At 63.6% G+C, this 16968-nt stretch carries 16 protein-coding genes; all 16 read left to right on the top strand.

Annotation, left to right across the window (positions count from 1 at the left end):
* The first annotated feature begins 13 nt into the window (after positions 1 to 13).
* Positions 14 to 412 (top strand): SCP2 sterol-binding domain-containing protein, encoded by a 399-nt coding sequence (locus H7I57_RS32975; RefSeq protein WP_168141331.1) that lies wholly within the window; start codon positions 14 to 16, stop codon positions 410 to 412.
* Positions 413 to 414: 2 nt separating this feature from the next.
* Entirely contained in the window at positions 415 to 933 is a 519-nt protein-coding gene (locus tag H7I57_RS32970; RefSeq protein WP_011891586.1) for a dioxygenase family protein, read from the top strand.
* A gap of 155 nt (positions 934 to 1088) precedes the next feature.
* Entirely contained in the window at positions 1089 to 1898 is an 810-nt protein-coding gene (locus tag H7I57_RS32965; RefSeq protein ID WP_011777809.1) for an MlaE family ABC transporter permease, read from the top strand.
* Positions 1895 to 2752, top strand: a complete 858-nt coding sequence (locus tag H7I57_RS32960) for an ABC transporter permease (RefSeq protein WP_011768154.1) — start codon at positions 1895 to 1897, stop codon at positions 2750 to 2752. The genes H7I57_RS32965 and H7I57_RS32960 overlap by 4 nt, the downstream gene beginning before the upstream one ends.
* Positions 2753 to 2757: 5 nt before the next feature.
* Positions 2758 to 4104: an MCE family protein gene (locus H7I57_RS32955; protein ID WP_011777810.1), complete on the top strand. Its 1347-nt coding sequence runs from the start codon at positions 2758 to 2760 to the stop codon at positions 4102 to 4104.
* Positions 4105 to 4161: 57 nt separating this feature from the next.
* Positions 4162 to 5190 (top strand): MCE family protein, encoded by a 1029-nt coding sequence (locus H7I57_RS32950; protein ID WP_011559061.1) that lies wholly within the window; start codon positions 4162 to 4164, stop codon positions 5188 to 5190.
* Positions 5187 to 6515, top strand: coding sequence for an MCE family protein (locus H7I57_RS32945; RefSeq protein WP_011559062.1), 1329 nt, complete (start codon positions 5187 to 5189; stop codon positions 6513 to 6515). The genes H7I57_RS32950 and H7I57_RS32945 overlap by 4 nt, the downstream gene beginning before the upstream one ends.
* Positions 6512 to 7858 carry an MCE family protein gene (locus tag H7I57_RS32940; protein WP_011559063.1) on the top strand — a complete coding sequence of 449 codons (1347 nt, stop codon included), beginning with the start codon at positions 6512 to 6514 and terminating at the stop codon, positions 7856 to 7858. The genes H7I57_RS32945 and H7I57_RS32940 overlap by 4 nt, the downstream gene beginning before the upstream one ends.
* Positions 7855 to 8994, top strand: coding sequence for an MCE family protein (locus tag H7I57_RS32935; RefSeq protein ID WP_011559064.1), 1140 nt, complete (start codon positions 7855 to 7857; stop codon positions 8992 to 8994). Before H7I57_RS32940 ends, H7I57_RS32935 begins: the two co-directional genes overlap by 4 nt.
* Positions 8994 to 10448 carry an MCE family protein gene (locus H7I57_RS32930; RefSeq protein ID WP_011559065.1) on the top strand — a complete coding sequence of 485 codons (1455 nt, stop codon included), beginning with the start codon at positions 8994 to 8996 and terminating at the stop codon, positions 10446 to 10448. Before H7I57_RS32935 ends, H7I57_RS32930 begins: the two co-directional genes overlap by 1 nt.
* Positions 10445 to 11110, top strand: a complete 666-nt coding sequence (locus H7I57_RS32925; RefSeq protein WP_013470365.1) for an Rv1363c family protein — start codon at positions 10445 to 10447, stop codon at positions 11108 to 11110. The genes H7I57_RS32930 and H7I57_RS32925 overlap by 4 nt, the downstream gene beginning before the upstream one ends.
* Before the next feature lie 188 nt (positions 11111 to 11298).
* Positions 11299 to 11766, top strand: coding sequence for a hypothetical protein (locus tag H7I57_RS32920; RefSeq protein WP_264028507.1), 468 nt, complete (start codon positions 11299 to 11301; stop codon positions 11764 to 11766).
* A gap of 85 nt (positions 11767 to 11851) precedes the next feature.
* Positions 11852 to 12976 (top strand): epoxide hydrolase family protein, encoded by a 1125-nt coding sequence (locus H7I57_RS32915; RefSeq protein WP_036349499.1) that lies wholly within the window; start codon positions 11852 to 11854, stop codon positions 12974 to 12976.
* Positions 12977 to 13138: 162 nt separating this feature from the next.
* Positions 13139 to 14572 carry an aldehyde dehydrogenase family protein gene (locus tag H7I57_RS32910; RefSeq protein ID WP_011559069.1) on the top strand — a complete coding sequence of 478 codons (1434 nt, stop codon included), beginning with the start codon at positions 13139 to 13141 and terminating at the stop codon, positions 14570 to 14572.
* Between the two features lie 315 nt (positions 14573 to 14887).
* The gene (locus H7I57_RS32905; protein ID WP_011767840.1) at positions 14888 to 16348 is read left to right on the top strand and encodes an MFS transporter; all 1461 of its coding nucleotides are present in this window, start codon (positions 14888 to 14890) and stop codon (positions 16346 to 16348) included.
* A complete protein-coding gene (locus H7I57_RS32900) occupies positions 16338 to 16817 on the top strand; it encodes a MarR family winged helix-turn-helix transcriptional regulator (RefSeq protein ID WP_011559071.1) in 480 nt (159 codons plus the stop codon). The genes H7I57_RS32905 and H7I57_RS32900 overlap by 11 nt, the downstream gene beginning before the upstream one ends.
* Positions 16818 to 16968 lie beyond the last annotated feature (151 nt).

The raw sequence follows: 16968 nt of genomic DNA, 5'->3' as shown, positions 1-16968 counted from the left end.
AGTGGATTAGATAATGACTGCCGTTGCGTTGATGTCGCCCGAGTGGGCACGCGCGTACCGCGACCTGTGGAACGACTCGGCCGAGATCCGGCAGGGTGCCAAAGAATTGAGCATGCTGATCGAATGGCGAGTACAGGACGCCAACGACCAGGTCTCACAGTTGGAGATCACCGATGGTGAGGCCGTCTACGGCGGGGTGCAGATCCAAGGGCGAAAGGCTGACTTCGTTCTGACTGCAACCGCGAGCGTCTGGCACCGGGTCGCGGACGGCGAGCTCGGCGTAGCGAACGCCATCGCGACGCGCAAGATCAAATTCGTGGGCCCGGTCAAGGTGGCGATGGCGAACATGGCGGTGCTCGGCGCCGGACTCCGCCTCCTAGGTCAGGTCGACGGACTCGTCTGGGGAGACTGAACATGGCAGCTTCTCCACGGTGGCAGTGCGACCGGGCGGCGGGCGCGTCCGGGGCCATTCAGTTTCACGGGGTGATTACGGATGAAGATGGTCGACCAGTTCCTAACGTCCTGATCGAGACCTGGCACGCCGCGGGGGACGACGACAACGCGGCGACGAAGATCGGACGGCCGCGGTGCGACGGCCGGAACTACACCCGCCCAAAGAGCGTCATCACCGACCAACAGGGTCGTTACAGCATGAGAATGGTGCCGCCTCGAGCACCCGAGCACGGGGCAGCGCCGTTCATTGCGGTGTCGGTGCATACTCGAGGGCTTCTCGATCGGCTGATAACCCGCGCCTACCTTCCAGGGTGCCATCTCGCCAAGGACCCCCTGCTCCGCCGCCTGCCCGCCGAGCGGCGGCAAGCCCTGATTGCCACCCGCGACGACATCGGACTTCGTTTCGACATCACGCTGCGGCCAGCACACGGCGTGAGGGTTGAAACCTTTGTTGAGCCGCAACAGGAAGCTGCGACGTGACCGTGTTGCCGGCTTCAGGCGATCGGGGGCGGTCCGGCCTCACCATGCCTGCTGTCATCGACGCATTTCGGCCGTGCTGTTGGGGCAGGCCTAGCCGCGGTGAGGGAGATTCCGGTCCCAGACGCGCACCTCAGCAACCTTATGGGGGCTTCTGAGTGAAGGGCTTTTCGCTCCGTAGCAAGGTTGAGAACCTCCCGACAGCGGCTGACGTCAAAGCTCTGAAACCACTCAGCATCATTGGCGGGCTCTACGCGATGACGCTGGACATGTTCGTCGCGATGTTCAAACCACCCTTCCAATGGCGCGAGTTCCTCCTCCAGACATGGTTCGTGGCGCGGGTTTCCATGGTCCCAGCGCTGACGTTGTCGATTCCCCTCGTTGTCCTCACGTCATTCACCTTCAACACGTTGCTCGGCGAATTCGGCGCCGCAGACTTCTCAGGAACCGGCGCAGCATTGGGCGCGGTCAACCAGATCGGCCCCTTCGTGACTGTCCTCGTCGTCGCAGGGGCCGGCGCTTCGGCGATGTGCGCCGATCTCGGGTCGCGCACGATCCGCGAGGAAGTCGATGCAATGCGGGTCCTCGGCCTTGACCCGATCCATTCCCTTGTCGTCCCTAGAGTGCTGGCCACGACGTTGGTCGCGGTGCTCCTGTCATCTGTCGTGACCGTTACTGGGCTCCTAGGCGCTTTCTTATTTTCGGTGTACTTCCAGCATGTAACGCCCGGGTCATTCGTCGCCAGCATGACGCTGATCACCGGTCTCGGCGATGTCCTCGTGTCTCTCGTCAAAGCCACGCTGTTCGGTTTCGTGGCGGGTCTGATCGCCTGCTACCAAGGCTTGCGAGTGCAAAAAGGTGCGGCCGGAGTGGGTAACGCGGTCAGCGAAACCGTTGTCATTGCGTTCTTGTTGCTCTTCGTCGTCAATGCCATCGTCACTGCGGTCGGGTTCGAGGTCACGAAATGAGCGCCGGCGTTGTCTTCCGGCAGCGGTTTCCCGGGACCGCCCGCTCTTTGAGCCAGTGGAGGGCCAATTGGAGAGATCTCGGCGATCAGGCCCGCTTCTACGGTCAATCGATCAGCTCGACCGTGCAGGCGGCCACGACCTACCGTGCCGAGGTGCTACGCCAGATCGCCGCGATTGGTCTCGGCGCAGGATCCTTGGCGGTGGTGGGTGGCACAGTCGCTGTCGTCGCCTTCCTGAACTTGTCGACCAGCGCCGCTCTGGCGAGTCAGGCCTACAACCAGATGTCGCAAGTCGGCGTGGAAGCGCTGGCCGGCTTCACGTCGGCGTACGTCAACGTTCGGTTGGCCACCCCGGCCAGCTCCGCCTTCGCGTTCGCCGCCACGATCGGTGCTGGTACCACCGCGCAGCTCGGTGCGATGAAAATCAACGAGGAAATCGACGCGCTAGCGGTGATGGGCATCCGGCCGATCGCCTACCTAGCCTCAACTCGTCTGCTCGCGGGCGTGATCGTGGTCGTCCCGCTGTACTGCGTGGCCTTGTTGATGTCGTTCTTCTCGGTGCGGGTCATCACCACCGCGTTCTATGGGCAGGGGTCCGGAGTGTTCGACCATTACTTCGACACCTTTCTCAATCCGCAAGCCGTGTTCTTCTCCTTCGCCGTCACGGTCGCCGCAGCGCTGGTGATCATGCTGATCCACACGTACTACGGACTCAACGCCACTGGCGGTCCCGCCGGTGTGGGTGAGGCGGTCGGGCGCGCGACCCGGACGTCGCTGATCGCCTCGCAGATGGTGATTCTCTTGGTCACTCTGGCTCTCTACGGCCAGACCGGCACCTTCAACTACGCGGGGTGAGGCGCATGGCTGACGGTACGGGTGCTCGGCGGATCTCCCCCGGGTGGTGGGCGATGTTGCTGGTCACGGGCATCGTGGCGGCGGTGGTGCTGAGTCTGGCCATGTTCAACAGGACGTTCACCCCGACCGTGCCGGTGACCCTGACAGCGGACCGCTCGGGTCTGATGCTGGAGCCCAACTCGCGGGTCAAGATGCGCGGGGTGCAGATCGGCCGCGTCAGCGCGGTCACCGGCGGGGATGCCCCGCGCATCCAGCTGGCCATCGACCCCGACCAGATCCGACACATCCCGGCCAACGTCGAGGCACGCATCCAATCCATATCCTTGTTCGGGGCGAAGTACGTCGACCTTGTCTACCCACCCGACCCCAGCCCGCAGCGGCTGTCCGCGGGAGCAGTATTGACATCACAGAACACCGCCACCGAGGTCAACACCGTGTTCCAAAATGTGGTGCAGCTGATCAAGACGATCGACCCGCTCAAGCTCAACGCCGTACTTAGCGCGCTCGCCGAAGGGGTGCGAGGACAAGGCGACAGGATCGGTGAAGCGATCACCGCGAGCAATCAAGTTCTACTTGAGCTGAATCCACGCACCGACACTGTGCGCGAGGACTTCCGCGCGCTCAAAGGTGTCAGCGACACCTACAGTGCGGCAGCCAAGGACATCATCGACACCGTAGCCGCGGCGACCACCACCAGCGCGACGGTCACCACGCATGCACAGCAACTCGACACGCTGCTGCTCAACGTGGTGGGGCTATCCCGCAGCGGAATCGACCTGCTAGGCGCCAGCAAAGACAACCTGGTGAAAGCGGTCAACCTGCTGGAACCCACAACGAACTTGCTGATGAAGTACAACCCTATGCTCACCTGCTTGTTTGTTGGCGCCAAGACCACACTCGACACCGGCTATGCCGACATGCTCGGCGGAAACGGCAAGTCTCTCATCATGGACGCTGCGCTGCTGCTGGGAGACGATCCATACCGTTATCCGGACCATCGGCCCATCAACGCCGCCAAGGGCGGGGAAGGTGGTAAGCCCAGCTGCGGCTCGCTGCCCGACGTCGCCCAGAACTTCCCGGTGCGCCAGCTGATCGCCAATACCGGGTTCGGCACCGGACTAGATTGGCGACCCAATCCCGGCATCGGCTTCCCCGGGTACGCCAACTATTTCCCGGTGACTCGGGCGGTCCCCGAACCGCCGAGCATCCGTTACCCGGGCGGCCCAGCACCCGGACCGATGCCCTACCCCGGTGCACCGCCCTACGGCGCTCCCCAGTACGGCCCCGACGGAACGCCCCTCTATCCCGGTGTCCCGGTCCCGCCACCGCCCTCCGCAGGACCCACACCGTGACCGCCGGCCGCGCAGATCGTCGAAAAATACCTGTAAACGTCGGAGGGGAGCATCGCCGTGACCAATAAGATATCGGCCGTCTTGTGGCGCCTCGGAATCTTCGTGGTCGTGTGCGCTCTGGGTGCCTTCGCCCTCATCGCCGTCTTCGCGCAGCTGCGCTTCGAGCGCGAACAGCGCTACACCGCTGTGTTCGCGAATGTCAGCGGACTGACGAGCGGCGACTTTGTCCGCATCGCCGGTGTCGAGGTCGGCAAGGTCAGAACCCTCACTGTCCGGGATGATTCCACCGTGGCGGTCGAGTTCGGGGCCGACGACTCGGTGGTACTCACCGACGGCAGCCGCGCTGTCATCAAATACGACAACCTGATCGGCGACCGTTACCTGGCGATCGAGGAAGGCGCGGGCGGAACCACGAAACTGCGGCCCGGCGACGCAATCCCGTTGGACCGCACCGCGCCGGCACTGGATCTCGACGCCGTGATCGGGGGCTTCCGGCCTCTGCTGAACGCGCTAGACCCCACCCAAGTCAACACCCTCACCAGCCAGCTCATCGCAGCCTTTCAGGGGCAAGGCGCCACGATCGGTTCCATACTGGCTCAGACCGCAGCGCTAACGAACACCCTGGCCGACCGGGACGAGCTCATCGGGCAAACCATCGTCAACTTGAACGTGGTGTTGGGATCGCTGGCCGGGCACAGCGACCAGTTCGGCAAGGCCATCGACTCACTGTCGCAGCTCGTGCACGGACTTCAAGCCCGTAAACAGGACATTAGCAACGGAGTGGCCTACGCCAACGAGGCCGCCCGCTCGATCGCCGACCTTCTCGCCCAAGCACGACCACCGCTGCAGAAAGCGGTCCATGAAACCGATCGCACCGCGACCGCTGTGCTCGCCGATCGCGACTATTTCGACAACCTCCTGAACACCCTGCCCGACACATATCGGGTAATGCTCCGGCAAGGTCTCTACGGCAACTACTTCACCTTCTACCTGTGCGATCTGCTGCTGAAAGTCAATGGGAAGGGTGGGCAGCCGGTGTACATCAAACTGGTCGAACAATCCAGCGGTAGGTGCACGCCCCAATGAAGACCTTCAGCGAGCGCAACGTCATTGTCATCGGCGCCATCGGTGTCCTTCTCACCGCGGCTATCGTCGCTGGTGCGCTCAACTACAACAAGCTGCCGTTCGTTTCCTCCGGCAAGAGCTATTCGGCGTATTTCGACGAGGCCGGCGGACTGACCACCGGCGCCCCGGTGCGGGTGTCGGGGGCTCCCGCCGGCCAAGTGCAGAGCATCACCCTCGACGGGCAGTGGGTACTGGTCACGTTCACGGTAGCCGACGGCATCCGGCTGGGCGACCGTACCGAGGCGTCGATCAAGACGACCAGTGTGCTGGGCAATAAGGTCCTCGACCTCACGACCCGCGGCGCCGGGACGCTTGCGGGCACCATCCCCGTTGAGCGGACCACTTCGCCGTATCAGTTGCCGGACGCTATCGGAGACCTCACGACCACCATCAGCGGACTCGACACCGGCCAGCTGTCCGCCTCGCTGGCAGTGCTGTCCCAGACCCTCCAAGACACCCCCGACGATCTGCGGTTCGCCGTCGCCGGGATCGCCCGCTTCTCGGAAACCCTCAACCAGCGCGACGCCCAGCTGCGCGACTTACTGGCCCATGCCGCCAAGGCGACGACCGTCCTGGGCGAACGCAGCAACGACATCGTGCGGCTGATCTCCGACACCAACGCGGTGTTGGCGCAGCTGCGCACCCAAAGCGCAGCGCTCGACGAGATCTCGACCAGCATCTCCGCGGTAAGTCGCCAACTCGCGGGCTTCATCGCCGAGAACAAGACAACACTCAAACCCGCCCTCGAGAAACTAAACGGGGTTCTCGCGATCCTCGACAACCGGAAAGCTCAGATCCAAGAATCCATCAAGGGTCTGGCCGCCTACGCGATGCAGTTCGGCGAGACTATTGCAGCCGGCCCCTTCTTCAACGCCTACCTCGCCAACCTCGTGCCCGGACAGTTCATCCAACCGTTCGTCGATGCGGCGTTCTCCGATCTCGGTCTGGATCCCAACGTGCTCTTACCTTCTGAGCGCACCGACCCTCAGGTGGGCCAGCCCGGCACCCCGGCGCTGCCGATTCCGTATCCGAGGACCGGCCAAGGGGGCGACCCCAAACTGACTCTGCCCGACGCGATCACCGGAAACCCGGGTGATCCCCGCTACCCGTATCGCGAATCGGTACCGGCCCCTCCGCCAGGTGGTCCCCCACCAGGTCCGCCGGCACCGCCACCACCCGATCAGCAGGCCCCGCAGCCGCCGACCCCAAGCCCGGTCGTCGTGCCGGCGCCCGACGAAGTCGCGCCGGGACCAACAGATTCCTCGATCCCCCAAGGCAGACGATGACGAACTCTCGGACCAAACTCGGATTGGCAATCATTTTGGTCAGCCTCGTCGTGGGCGGCGCGATTGCGGTGACACGCGCGGCACACGAGCTCGATCGTGTTCACGTCGTCGCCTACTTCGACAACAGCAACGGTGTGTTCGTCGGCGACGACGTCCGCATCAAGGGCGTCCGCGTCGGCAGGATCGAGGCCATCGAACCGCAACCCACACAGGTCAGAATCACCTTCTGGTTCGACGCGAAATACCCGGTGCCCGCCGACGCCAAAGCCGTGATCTTATCCCCGACACTGGTCACGTCCCGCGCCATCCAATTAACCCCGGGCTACACTGGTGGCCCGACGCTGCAGAACAACGCGACCATCCCCCGGGCGCGCACCGCTGTTCCGGTGGAGTTCGACGAATTCCGCCAACAGCTCGAACGGCTGACCGCTTTGCTGCAGCCCACCGAGCCGGGCGAAGTGAGCACGCTGGGCTCCCTGGTGAACACCGCCGCCGACAACTTGCGCGGTCAGGGTCCGGCGATCCGCGACGCCATCATCAGGCTGTCCCAATCGGTGTCCGCGCTCGCCGATCACAGCCCGGACATCTTCACCAGCGTCAGAAACCTGTCGACACTGGTCTCGGCGCTGCAGGACAGCACCGTCCTGATACGTCAGCTGAATCAGAACCTTGCGTCGGTCACCGGGCTTTTGGCCAACGAGCCCACCGAAGTCGGGGACGCGGTGAAAAACCTCAATGACGTGGTGGGCGAGGTGACCGCGTTCGTCGCCGCAAACCGCGACACGATCGGCGCCACCTCGGACAAGTTGACGTCGGTTTCACAGGCGCTGACAGACAGCACCGACGACATCGAACAGCTGCTGCACATCGCGCCGACGACGCTGTCTAACGCCGCCAACCTCTACCAGTCCGCCCAGGGCACGCTCACCGGAGCTCTTAATGTCGCCAACTTCTCCGATCCGATCACCTTTTTGTGCGGCGCAGTGCAGGCCGCCTCGCGACTGAACAACGAGCAGTCGGCGAAATTATGTGTGCAGTACTTGGCGCCGATCATCAAGAACCGCCAATACAACTTCCCGCCGATCGGGGTCAACCCCTTCGTCGGTGCGACTGTTCGACCGAATGAAGTCACCTACAGCGAGGATTGGATGCGCCCGGACTACGTTCCGCCGCAGCCGACGCTGCCGGCCGCGACCGGCGCCGACCCGGACGCGCCGCCACCGCTTACCGGGCCGACGCTGCCCGCCGAAGCTCCGGTGCCGATGCCGGACCCGTCGAATCGGCAGACCGATCCGGCCGCCGGGTTGCCCGGCATGATGATTCCGCACGGGGGCGGTTCATGACGGGGAAGCGCTTCGCTCGCGCCGCCGCGGTGATCATGATCGCGCTGACCGTCGCCGGGCTGTCGGGATGCGGCTTTCGCGGGTTGAACTCCTTTCGGCTGCCCGGGACGCAAGGCCAGGGGCAGGGCTCCTACACGATTCAGGCCGAAATGCCCGATGTCGAAACCCTTCAGCCGAACTCACGTGTCCGCGTGGGCGACGTCAATGTGGGCACCGTCACGAAGATCGAGCGTCGAGGCTGGCATGCGCTGCTCACACTCGCACTCAACGGCGACGTCGACCTTCCCGCCAACTCGACCGTGTCGTTGGGTCAAACCAGCCTGCTGGGCTCACTGCACATCGAGTTGGCACCCCCCACCGATGTTCGTCCCGCGGGAAAACTCCGGGCCGGTTCACTGATCCCGTTGACCTCAGCTGGGGCTTACCCGTCTACCGAACAGACCCTGGCGTCGGTATCCCTCCTGCTCAACGGTGGCGGAGTGGGGCAAGTACAGGACATCACCACCGCCCTCACGTCTGCGCTGGGAGGCCGCGAAGCCGACTTCCGCAGCCTGCTTACACAATTGGACACCTTCACCGCGAACGTCAACGGTCAAATCGGCGACATCATCGCGGCCACAGACAGCCTCAACAATCTGGTCGCCCAGTTCGCGGCGCAAAAGCCGATCATCGACAAGGCCCTGGAAACAATCCCCGACGCGCTGGCGGTTATCAACGCCGAACGCGATCAGCTGGTGGAGGCGGTCGACCAGCTCGGCAAATTCAGCGCGCTGGCCGCCGACACGGTCAACCAGTCCCAAGAGTCGTTGATCCAGATCCTGAACGACATGGGACCGGTACTGGAATCACTGGCTAACGCCGGCCCGGCGCTGACCCGGTCCCTGAACCTGTTCACCACGATTCCGTTCGTGAAAGACAACCTGACCAAGTGGTGGCGCGGTGACTACGCCAACATCACCACGATCGTGGACCTGACTTTGAGTCGTATCGACGCGGGGCTGTTCACCGGTACCCGGTTCGAAGGGCACCTCACCGAACTGGAATTGCAGTGGGGCCGCACGATCGGGCAACTGCCCAGCCCCTACACCGCGCGAAACCCGTTGATCGTCCCCTACCGGCTGGATCAAGGACCGTAATGTACCTGAGCAAACGAGTCCGGCTGCAACTGGCCATCTTCGCCATGGTGACCGTGGTGGCCGGTGGAAGCATGGCCTTCGCCTATCTTCGGCTGCCAAGCCTGCTCTTCGGTGTCGGCCGCTACCAAGTCACCATGAAGCTTCAGGACGCAGCAAGCCTGTACCGCGACGCCAACGTCACCTACCGGGGCACAACGGTGGGCCGGGTCTCAGACGTCCGCCTCAGCGACGCCGGGGTCGACGCCATGCTGTCGCTGCAATCGGACACCAAGATCCCAGCAGACCTCGATGCCCACGTGGGCAGCCAGACCGCGGTCGGCGAGTTGTTCGTCGACCTCGTGCCGCGAAGCGGTGACGGTGCGCCGCTGAAGAACGGCGACGTCATCCCGGCCGACCGCACCTCGGTGCCCCCCGACATCAACGCCTTGCTACGCGCGGTCAACACCGGTGTTCAGGCGATCCCCCGCGACAACCTCACGACGGTCATCGACGAGTCCTACATCGCTTTCGGCGGCCTGGGTCCCGACCTGGCCCGGCTGACGCGGGGCGCCACCACGCTGGCCATCGACACGCGCAACAACCTACCCGCCCTGACCACCCTCATCGACGACGCCAAACCCATCCTCGACACCCAAACCGAAACCTCCGATTCCATCCAGACCTGGGCGAGCAACCTCGCTCAAGTCACCAATCAGCTGCAGCTGCAGGATGAATCGGTGCAGGGCTTACTGGTCAACGGACCCCCCGCCGCAGACCAGGTACGTCAGCTCTTCGAACGGGTACAGCCCACCCTGCCCATCCTGCTGGCCAATCTCGTCAGCCTCGGGCAGGTGGCGCTGACCTATCAACCCAACCTCGAGCAGATCCTCGCCCTGTATCCGATCGAGATCGCCGGCCTCCAGGGTGCCGCGCTGGCCAACCGGAACACCAAACAGGACTACAAAGGCCTGTTCCTGTCGTTCAACCTGAACCTCAATGTGCCGCCGCCGTGCAGAACGGGATACCTACCTGCCCAACAACAACGCGCACCGTCTGAAGTGGATTATCCACCGAAGCCGCCAGGTGACTTGTACTGTCGGATCCCGCAGGAGTCCGGCCTCACGAACGTCCGCGGGGCCCGCAACCTGCCGTGTGTGACTCGGCCGGGGAAGCGCGCGCCGACGGTGAAGATGTGCGAGAGCGACGAGAACTACGTACCGCTCAATGAGGGCACCAACTGGAAAGGTGATCCGAACGCGACGCTGTCCGGTCAGCCGGTTCCGCAGCCGCCGCCAGACCCGCCCCCCCCTGTGCCGGTGACCGCCCCGATTGCGGTCGCCGAGTACGACCCGAGCACCGGCAGCTACATCGGACCTGATGGCAAACAGTACAGGCAAGCGGATTTGGGCCAGAATGCTGCCGGGCAGCACACCTGGCAGGACATGCTGCTTCCGCCAAAGGACGGTGATCCGTGACCATCCACACCGCCGACGACCCCGCGGGCGACGATCCCACACCGTGCTCGCCTGCCCCTGATGACACCCTCGATGTCGGCACCGACAAGGGCGCTGGCGGTGCGGGCGCCGACAGCGAGGACCCCGAAGTCGTCGACGGCAAACACCAGCGGGACACCTCTCGCGCCTGGCGCAACCGAATGCCGCCGCAGCGACTGGCGCTTGTGATGGGATCGGTAGCAGCCGTGACGATGGGAGCACTGACCAGTTGGCTTGGCTTCCAGACCCACCAAGCGCATCAGGCATCCGAACAACGTCAGCAATTCGTGCAGGTCGGACGGCAAGGCGCACTGAATCTAACCACGATCGACTGGCAGCACGCCGACGTCGATGTCAAGCGCATTCTCGACTCGGCTACCGGCACGTTCTACGACGAGTTCTCCCAGCGGTCACAGCCGTTCATCGACGTGGTCAACAAAGTAAAGTCGAAATCGGTGGGCACCATTACCGAGGCCGGCTTGGAATCGCATTCCCGTGACACGGCCCAGGTGCTGGTCGCAGTCAGCGTGAAGACCACGGTCGGCGATGGGCCCGAACAGGAACCCCGAGCATGGCGAATGCGCGTCACGGTGCAGAAAGTCGGCAACGATGCGAAGGTCGCTGACGTGGAGTTCGTGGTATGAGGAATTCACCAGCGAAAGTCGAGCCCGATGACGGCGACGCCGCCCACTCCGCCGGAGCCGACGCCCAACCACCATCACCCGAGAAAACATCGAAGAGCGCGTCGGGATGCGAGGCCGCCGTAGCGCCAGAATGCCTGGACCGCGACGATGTGGCCTCGATAGCCGACCGTCGCGGCACTTTCGTGCGGATGCTCGGATTCTGGCTCTTGCCCTCTATCGCGTTGTTGCTCGCGCTGGGCGCGGCCTACTTCAAGTATCAAGAAGGAACCGCCAGTGACGAGGATCGCGCCCGCGTTGAAACCGTTCAGGTCGCCACCGAAGCGACGGTCGCGATGCTGTCCTACACACCCGAAACGGCAGCCGAGAAATTGAAGGCTGCGCGGGATCGACTGACGGGACCATTTCGCGGTTCATACACATCGTTGACGGAGGATGTCGTCATTCCTGGGGCACAGCAGCAACGAATCTCAGCCACCGCCAGGGTGTCAGCCGCCGCCTCCGTCTCCGTAAGCAAGAACCGTGCCATCGTCATGGTGTTCGTCGACCAAACCACCACTGTGGGCAAAGACGCGCCGACAGAGACCGACTCCGTAGTCCAGGTCAGCCTCGACAAGGTCGGATCCCACTGGTTGATATCGGGTTTCGAGCCGAAATGAGCACCATCCAAACTTCAGGGTCGGGGTGGCCCCCGAGTCCGCCGATAACAACGTGTGAGGAGTGACCTTGAGTGCCGTGCGCGCAGTGAGACCATTTAGCATCCACGTCGCCGATGACGTTCTCGACGATCTACGAACGCGTCTTTCGCGGACCCGTTGGCCGGAAGCCGAATGTGTACCGGACTGGACCCAGGGCATCCCGCTCGGGTACACCCGCGAACTGGCCGCCTATTGGGCCGACGGATACGACTGGCGGTCCCGTGAAGCCGCCCTCAACCGATTCGATCAGTTCGTCGTCGAAATCCACGGCGTGGACATCCATTTCATCCACCAGCGATCTCCGCACCAAGAGGCTTTTCCGCTGGTGATCACCCACGGCTGGCCCGGCTCGATCGTGGAGTTTCACAACGTGATCGAGCCGCTGACCAACCCGACTGCCCACGGGGGACGGGCCGAGGACGCCTTCCACGTGGTGTGCCCGGCGCTTCCGGGCTACGGTTTCTCCGGCAAGCCCACCAACGCCGGCTGGGGTGTCGGGAAGATCGCGCAGGCCTGGGAGACGCTCATGCTGCGCCTTGGCTACCAGCGCTACGGCGCCCAGGGCGGCGACTGGGGCGCAGCGATCACCACACAAATGGGCCGCAACCGCGGCCACTGCGCCGCCATCCATCTGAATATGCCGATCGCTTACCCTCCAGCGGGCGGCATCACCGATCCGACCGAGGAAGAACAGCTGGCCCTGGCCGCCCTAACGACTTATCAGCGTTGGGAGACAGGCTATTCCGAGCAGCAGTCCACCCGGCCTCAGACCGTCGGCTACGGACTGGCCGATTCGCCGGTCGGCCAGATGGCCTGGATCGTCGAGAAATTCGCAGCGTGGATGGACTGCGACGGCCATCCCGAGAACGTGCTCAGCCGCGATGAGCTCCTCGACAACGTCATGATGTACTGGGCTACCAATAGTGGCTCCTCCTCGGCCCGGTTGTACTGGGAGAGCTTCAAGACCCTGGACGCGACAACTCGTGTGGAATTGCCCACTGGTATTGCTGCCTTCCCCAAGGAGGTCCTGCGCGCACCGCGAAGTTGGTGCGAACCGATCTACAACATCACCCATTGGACGACCATGCCGCGCGGCGGGCACTTCGCCGCTCTGGAACAACCGAGGCTCTTCGTCGACGACATCCGCGCATTCTTCGAATCCGTGCGGTGATGCGGCCAGCCGGCAGGCAACGAAGCTTTGGGAGCACGCTTTCGATGAGCTAAACTTTCTGTATTGCGGAGATATTATCTGCTAGCAAGAGGATGCCCGCTGACAAGCACGTGTCAACTATCAAGGAGGCGATGAGTGGTAGACGACCCACGGAGTGCAGTCATGAGAACGTGGACGCTCCCGCTAGGTGACGCAACTTTGCAGGGCCAAAGCGTCTACGACGTGGAGGATCCGTGTACCGGCGACGTGCTGACCCAGGTGCCCGACTGCAGCAGTGAGGATGTCGACAGGGTGGTGGCGACTGCACATGCCGCTCAACGCGATTGGGCGCTGCGGACGCCTCGCCAGCGCGGCACCGCGCTGCGGGCTTTGGCGACACTCATGCGCGATCACTCTGAAGAGCTCGCGCTGCTCGACGCAATTGACGGCGGCTTTCCACTGCCTGCGATGCGCGACGACGTCACGTGGGCGGCCGACGTGCTCGAGCTGATGGCAGACGACGCGCTCGACCTCGGCGGACGGACTATCCCGCTCTCGGCGAACCTGCACTACACGCTGCAGCAGCCCTACGGCGTAGTCGCTCGAATCGTCCCCTTCAATCATCCCGTCCTATTTGCAGGATCCAAGATCGCCGCTCCGCTGATGGCGGGGAACGCCGTGGTGCTCAAAGCTCCCGATCAAACACCGTTGTCGGCCATCCGGCTCGCCGAGCTCGCCAGGGAGGTCCTGCCCGAAGGCCTATTCGGGGTGGTAACCGGGCACGGGGCAACTGCCGGCGCCGCGTTGGTTGCCCATCCACTAGTCCGGCGAATCGGCTTCATCGGCTCCCCGGGCACGGGCCGACATATCCAGCGCTTGGCGGCCGAGCACGGCGTCAAATACGTCACGCTGGAACTCGGCGGCAAGAACCCGATGATCGTCATGCCCGACGCCGACCTCGAGGCGGCTGCCAAAAGCGCCGTGGTAGGGATGAACTTCACCACCACCGCGGGCCAATCATGCGGATCAACAAGCAGACTGCTGCTGCACGAAGCGATCGCTGACGAGGTGATTGATCTGGTCGTCGATCAGGTCGCTGCCATCAAGGTAGGCGACCCGCTCGTTGACGGCACGGACATGGGACCCGTCATCGACCAAGCGCAATACTCAAAGTCGTTGCGGGCCATCGAGTCAGGACGGGCGGGCGGCGCCAGCGTACTTACCGGTGGAGGACGCGCGCAGGGTGTTGGTAGCAAAGGCTGGTATGTCGCCCCGACCGTATTGGCTGGAGTGGCACCACAAGCCGATGTCGCCCGCGACGAGATCTTCGGGCCCGTTCTTTCGGTGCTGACCGTCCGTGACGAAGCCGAGGCTGTCGAAGTTGCCAACAGCGTCGAGTTCGGGTTGACCGCCGCGGTGTGGACCAACGACGTAAGCCAAGCCCACCGCATGGCTGCGGGACTTGACGCCGGCTACGTCTGGATAAACGGCAGTGCACGCCATTACTGGGGGTTGCCCTTCGGCGGTTGGAAATCGTCAGGTGTTGGATCCGAAGAGTCCACGGAGGAACTGTTGTCCTACACCCAAGTCAAGGCAGTAACCGTCACCTTGGACTGAACTGCGTCGATGCGCTGGAAGGCGTCGACAGCGGACGGTGACCTTTCTCGCAGTCGAAATCCTGTGGGAGAACTGCTATTTGACGTAGGGCGTCAGTCGGCCGTGCATCGGCGCCCCAGACGATAAGCGACCGATTAGAAAATCGACTCGGGACACGGCATCGCTCCGTTGCGGGTATGTGACACGCGGCTGTTTCCCCCGGAACCCCTCCGATGCCCGCGGCGGCGGCTATGTCCGGCGTCGGGTCGGGCAGCACGCAATCGTCTGGTACACGCCGACTTGCGCTAGCATCAGTTGTAGTTTCAAAATAGTTGTGTGAATGAAACTGTTGTCGAACGACTGAGCCGCCGGCACAAGGCCTTCGTCCTGGCGTCCTGCTGCCTGAGCGTGCTCATTGTGTCGATCGACGTGACCATCGCCAACGTTGCAATCCCGAGCATCCGCGCCGACCTTTCGGCGTCGCCTTCGCAAATGCAGTGGGTCATTGACATCTACACCTTGATGGTGGCCTCGCTATTGCTGCTCTCGGGTGCCATGGCCGACCGATTCGGTCGGCGGCGTACGTTGCAGATCGGGTTGACAATCTTTGCGTCGGCCTCCCTACTGTGCAGCGTGGCTCCCAACGTCGAAACGCTGATCGGCGCCCGCTTCCTGCAGGCGATCGGCGGTTCGATGCTCACTCCTGCTGGGTTGTCGATCGTCACGCAGGTGTTCACCGGCAGAGTGGAGCGCGCGCGCGTCATCGGCATATGGGGGGGCGTCGTAGGCATCTCGATGGCCTTGGGTCCGATCATGGGCGGAATACTTCTCGAGTATGTTGACTGGCGAGCAGTGTTCTGGATCAACGTGCCGATCTGCGCGCTTGCGGTGCTGTTGACCGCGATCTTCGTTCCCGAATCCAAGTCGGTCACCATGCGCCACGTCGACCTGATCGGCTTGGTCCTGGGCATGGCCTTCCTGTTCGGACTGGTGTTCGTACTCATCGAAGGGCCAGGGATGGGCTGGACCGACACCCGCGTCGTCGTTAGCTGTTGCCTCGCAGCGCTGGCCTTCGCGACATTCCTGCGCTACGAGTCACGCCGCCTCGACCCGTTCGTCGAGCTCCGATTCTTCCGCAGCATCCCGTTTGCTTCGGCGACGGCCATCGCGGTGTGCGCATTCGCTGCATGGGGCGCGTTCCTGTTCATGATGTCAATCTATTTGCAAGGGGAGCGCGGGCTTTCAGCGGTGAATACCGGGCTGATGTTTCTGCCCGTGGCCGTCGGCGCATTCATCTTCTCGCCCTTGTCTGGCCGGCTGGTGGGGCGATTTGGTGCCAGACCGTCGCTGATGATCGCCGGCGCATTGATCGTCGCCGCGACTCTCATGTTCGCGCAGATGAGCGACGCTACCCCGCAATGGCAAATGCTGGTCGCCTTTGCGGTTTTCGGCGTCGGTACTTCGATGGTGAACGCACCGGTCACAACCGCGGCCGTCAGCGGTATGCCGACCGACCGCGCCGGTGCGGCGGCGGCTATCACATCCACGAGCCGACAGGTGGGCGTCGCCATCGGTGTGGCGATATGCGGCCCGGTCGCTGGTGCGGCATTGGGCGACACCAACGTCGATTTCGCGGTCTCCGCCCAGCCCCTATGGCTAGTGTTCGCTGGAGTTGGTGTGCTGATCTTCACGCTCGGTGTCTACTCGACGTCGAAGCGCGCGCTGCGCTCAGCAGAGCATCTGGCGCCGCTGATCGCAGGAACCGATCCGCGACGGGAGGCTGCCGATGTCGCGTAATCCGGAAGCGGACGAGGTCTGGCGCGCGATGACCGCACTGGTCACCGACAACCGCGACAGTTGGAGGCGAGCGACCGTCGACCAGACGGGCCTACCTTTCAGTCGCATCCGGATACTGCTCCGGCTGTCCCGCGGGTCGATGACCGTCAAAGAGGTCGCGCACGCCGTGACAATCGATCCCCCGGCGGCCACGGTGGCCGTCAACGATCTGGAGGACCGCGGCCTAGTCATGCGTCAGACTATTCCCACCAACCGGCGGTACAAAGTGGTATCACTGACCGACGCCGGCTGGTCGATGGTGGCCACCATCAATGCGGTCGACGACCCGGCTCCCGAAGCGCTTGCGGCACTTGAGGGTAATGAACTGAGGGCGCTGCGCGATGCGATAGCAAGAGTCAGCGCCGCCCGCCAAACACTGAATGAAAGCCGCGGCCGGATCGCTCAACGAACGACTCTCAGTCCGGCCTAGCGAACCTGCAACATGCCAGGGTCGCTGTGGGGTCTGCAGAAGTCGGGTCAGATGGCGGGATTGGTGGACCAAGGGCCGCGACTGTCGAGAAGAACTCTGTTCGGTTGGAGTCCTGGGTGGCAGACGTCGGTCTGCGAGGGGATGCCGGCTG

Origin of the sequence: Mycolicibacterium pyrenivorans, assembly GCF_025821625.1 — a bacterium.
GTDB classification, from domain to species: Bacteria; Actinomycetota; Actinomycetes; order Mycobacteriales; family Mycobacteriaceae; genus Mycobacterium; species Mycobacterium pyrenivorans.
Note: the sequence above shows the minus strand (reverse complement) of the source record. Positions and strands in the feature narration are given on the sequence as shown.

Bases quoted from the DNA above. Each gene is read 5' to 3' on its own strand.
- H7I57_RS32910 (WP_011559069.1), top strand. From the start codon at position 13,139: ATGAGAACGTGGACGCTCCCGCTAGGTGACGCAACTTTGCAGGGCCAA.
- H7I57_RS32920 (WP_264028507.1), top strand. From the start codon at position 11,299: ATGCTCGGATTCTGGCTCTTGCCCTCTATCGCGTTGTTGCTCGCGCTG.
- H7I57_RS32975 (WP_168141331.1), top strand. From the start codon at position 14: ATGACTGCCGTTGCGTTGATGTCGCCCGAGTGGGCACGCGCGTACCGC.
- H7I57_RS32960 (WP_011768154.1), top strand. From the start codon at position 1,895: ATGAGCGCCGGCGTTGTCTTCCGGCAGCGGTTTCCCGGGACCGCCCGC.
- H7I57_RS32900 (WP_011559071.1), top strand. From the start codon at position 16,338: ATGTCGCGTAATCCGGAAGCGGACGAGGTCTGGCGCGCGATGACCGCA.
- H7I57_RS32930 (WP_011559065.1), top strand. From the start codon at position 8,994: ATGTACCTGAGCAAACGAGTCCGGCTGCAACTGGCCATCTTCGCCATG.
- H7I57_RS32945 (WP_011559062.1), top strand. From the start codon at position 5,187: ATGAAGACCTTCAGCGAGCGCAACGTCATTGTCATCGGCGCCATCGGT.
- H7I57_RS32935 (WP_011559064.1), top strand. From the start codon at position 7,855: ATGACGGGGAAGCGCTTCGCTCGCGCCGCCGCGGTGATCATGATCGCG.
- H7I57_RS32970 (WP_011891586.1), top strand. From the start codon at position 415: ATGGCAGCTTCTCCACGGTGGCAGTGCGACCGGGCGGCGGGCGCGTCC.
- H7I57_RS32955 (WP_011777810.1), top strand. From the start codon at position 2,758: ATGGCTGACGGTACGGGTGCTCGGCGGATCTCCCCCGGGTGGTGGGCG.
- H7I57_RS32940 (WP_011559063.1), top strand. From the start codon at position 6,512: ATGACGAACTCTCGGACCAAACTCGGATTGGCAATCATTTTGGTCAGC.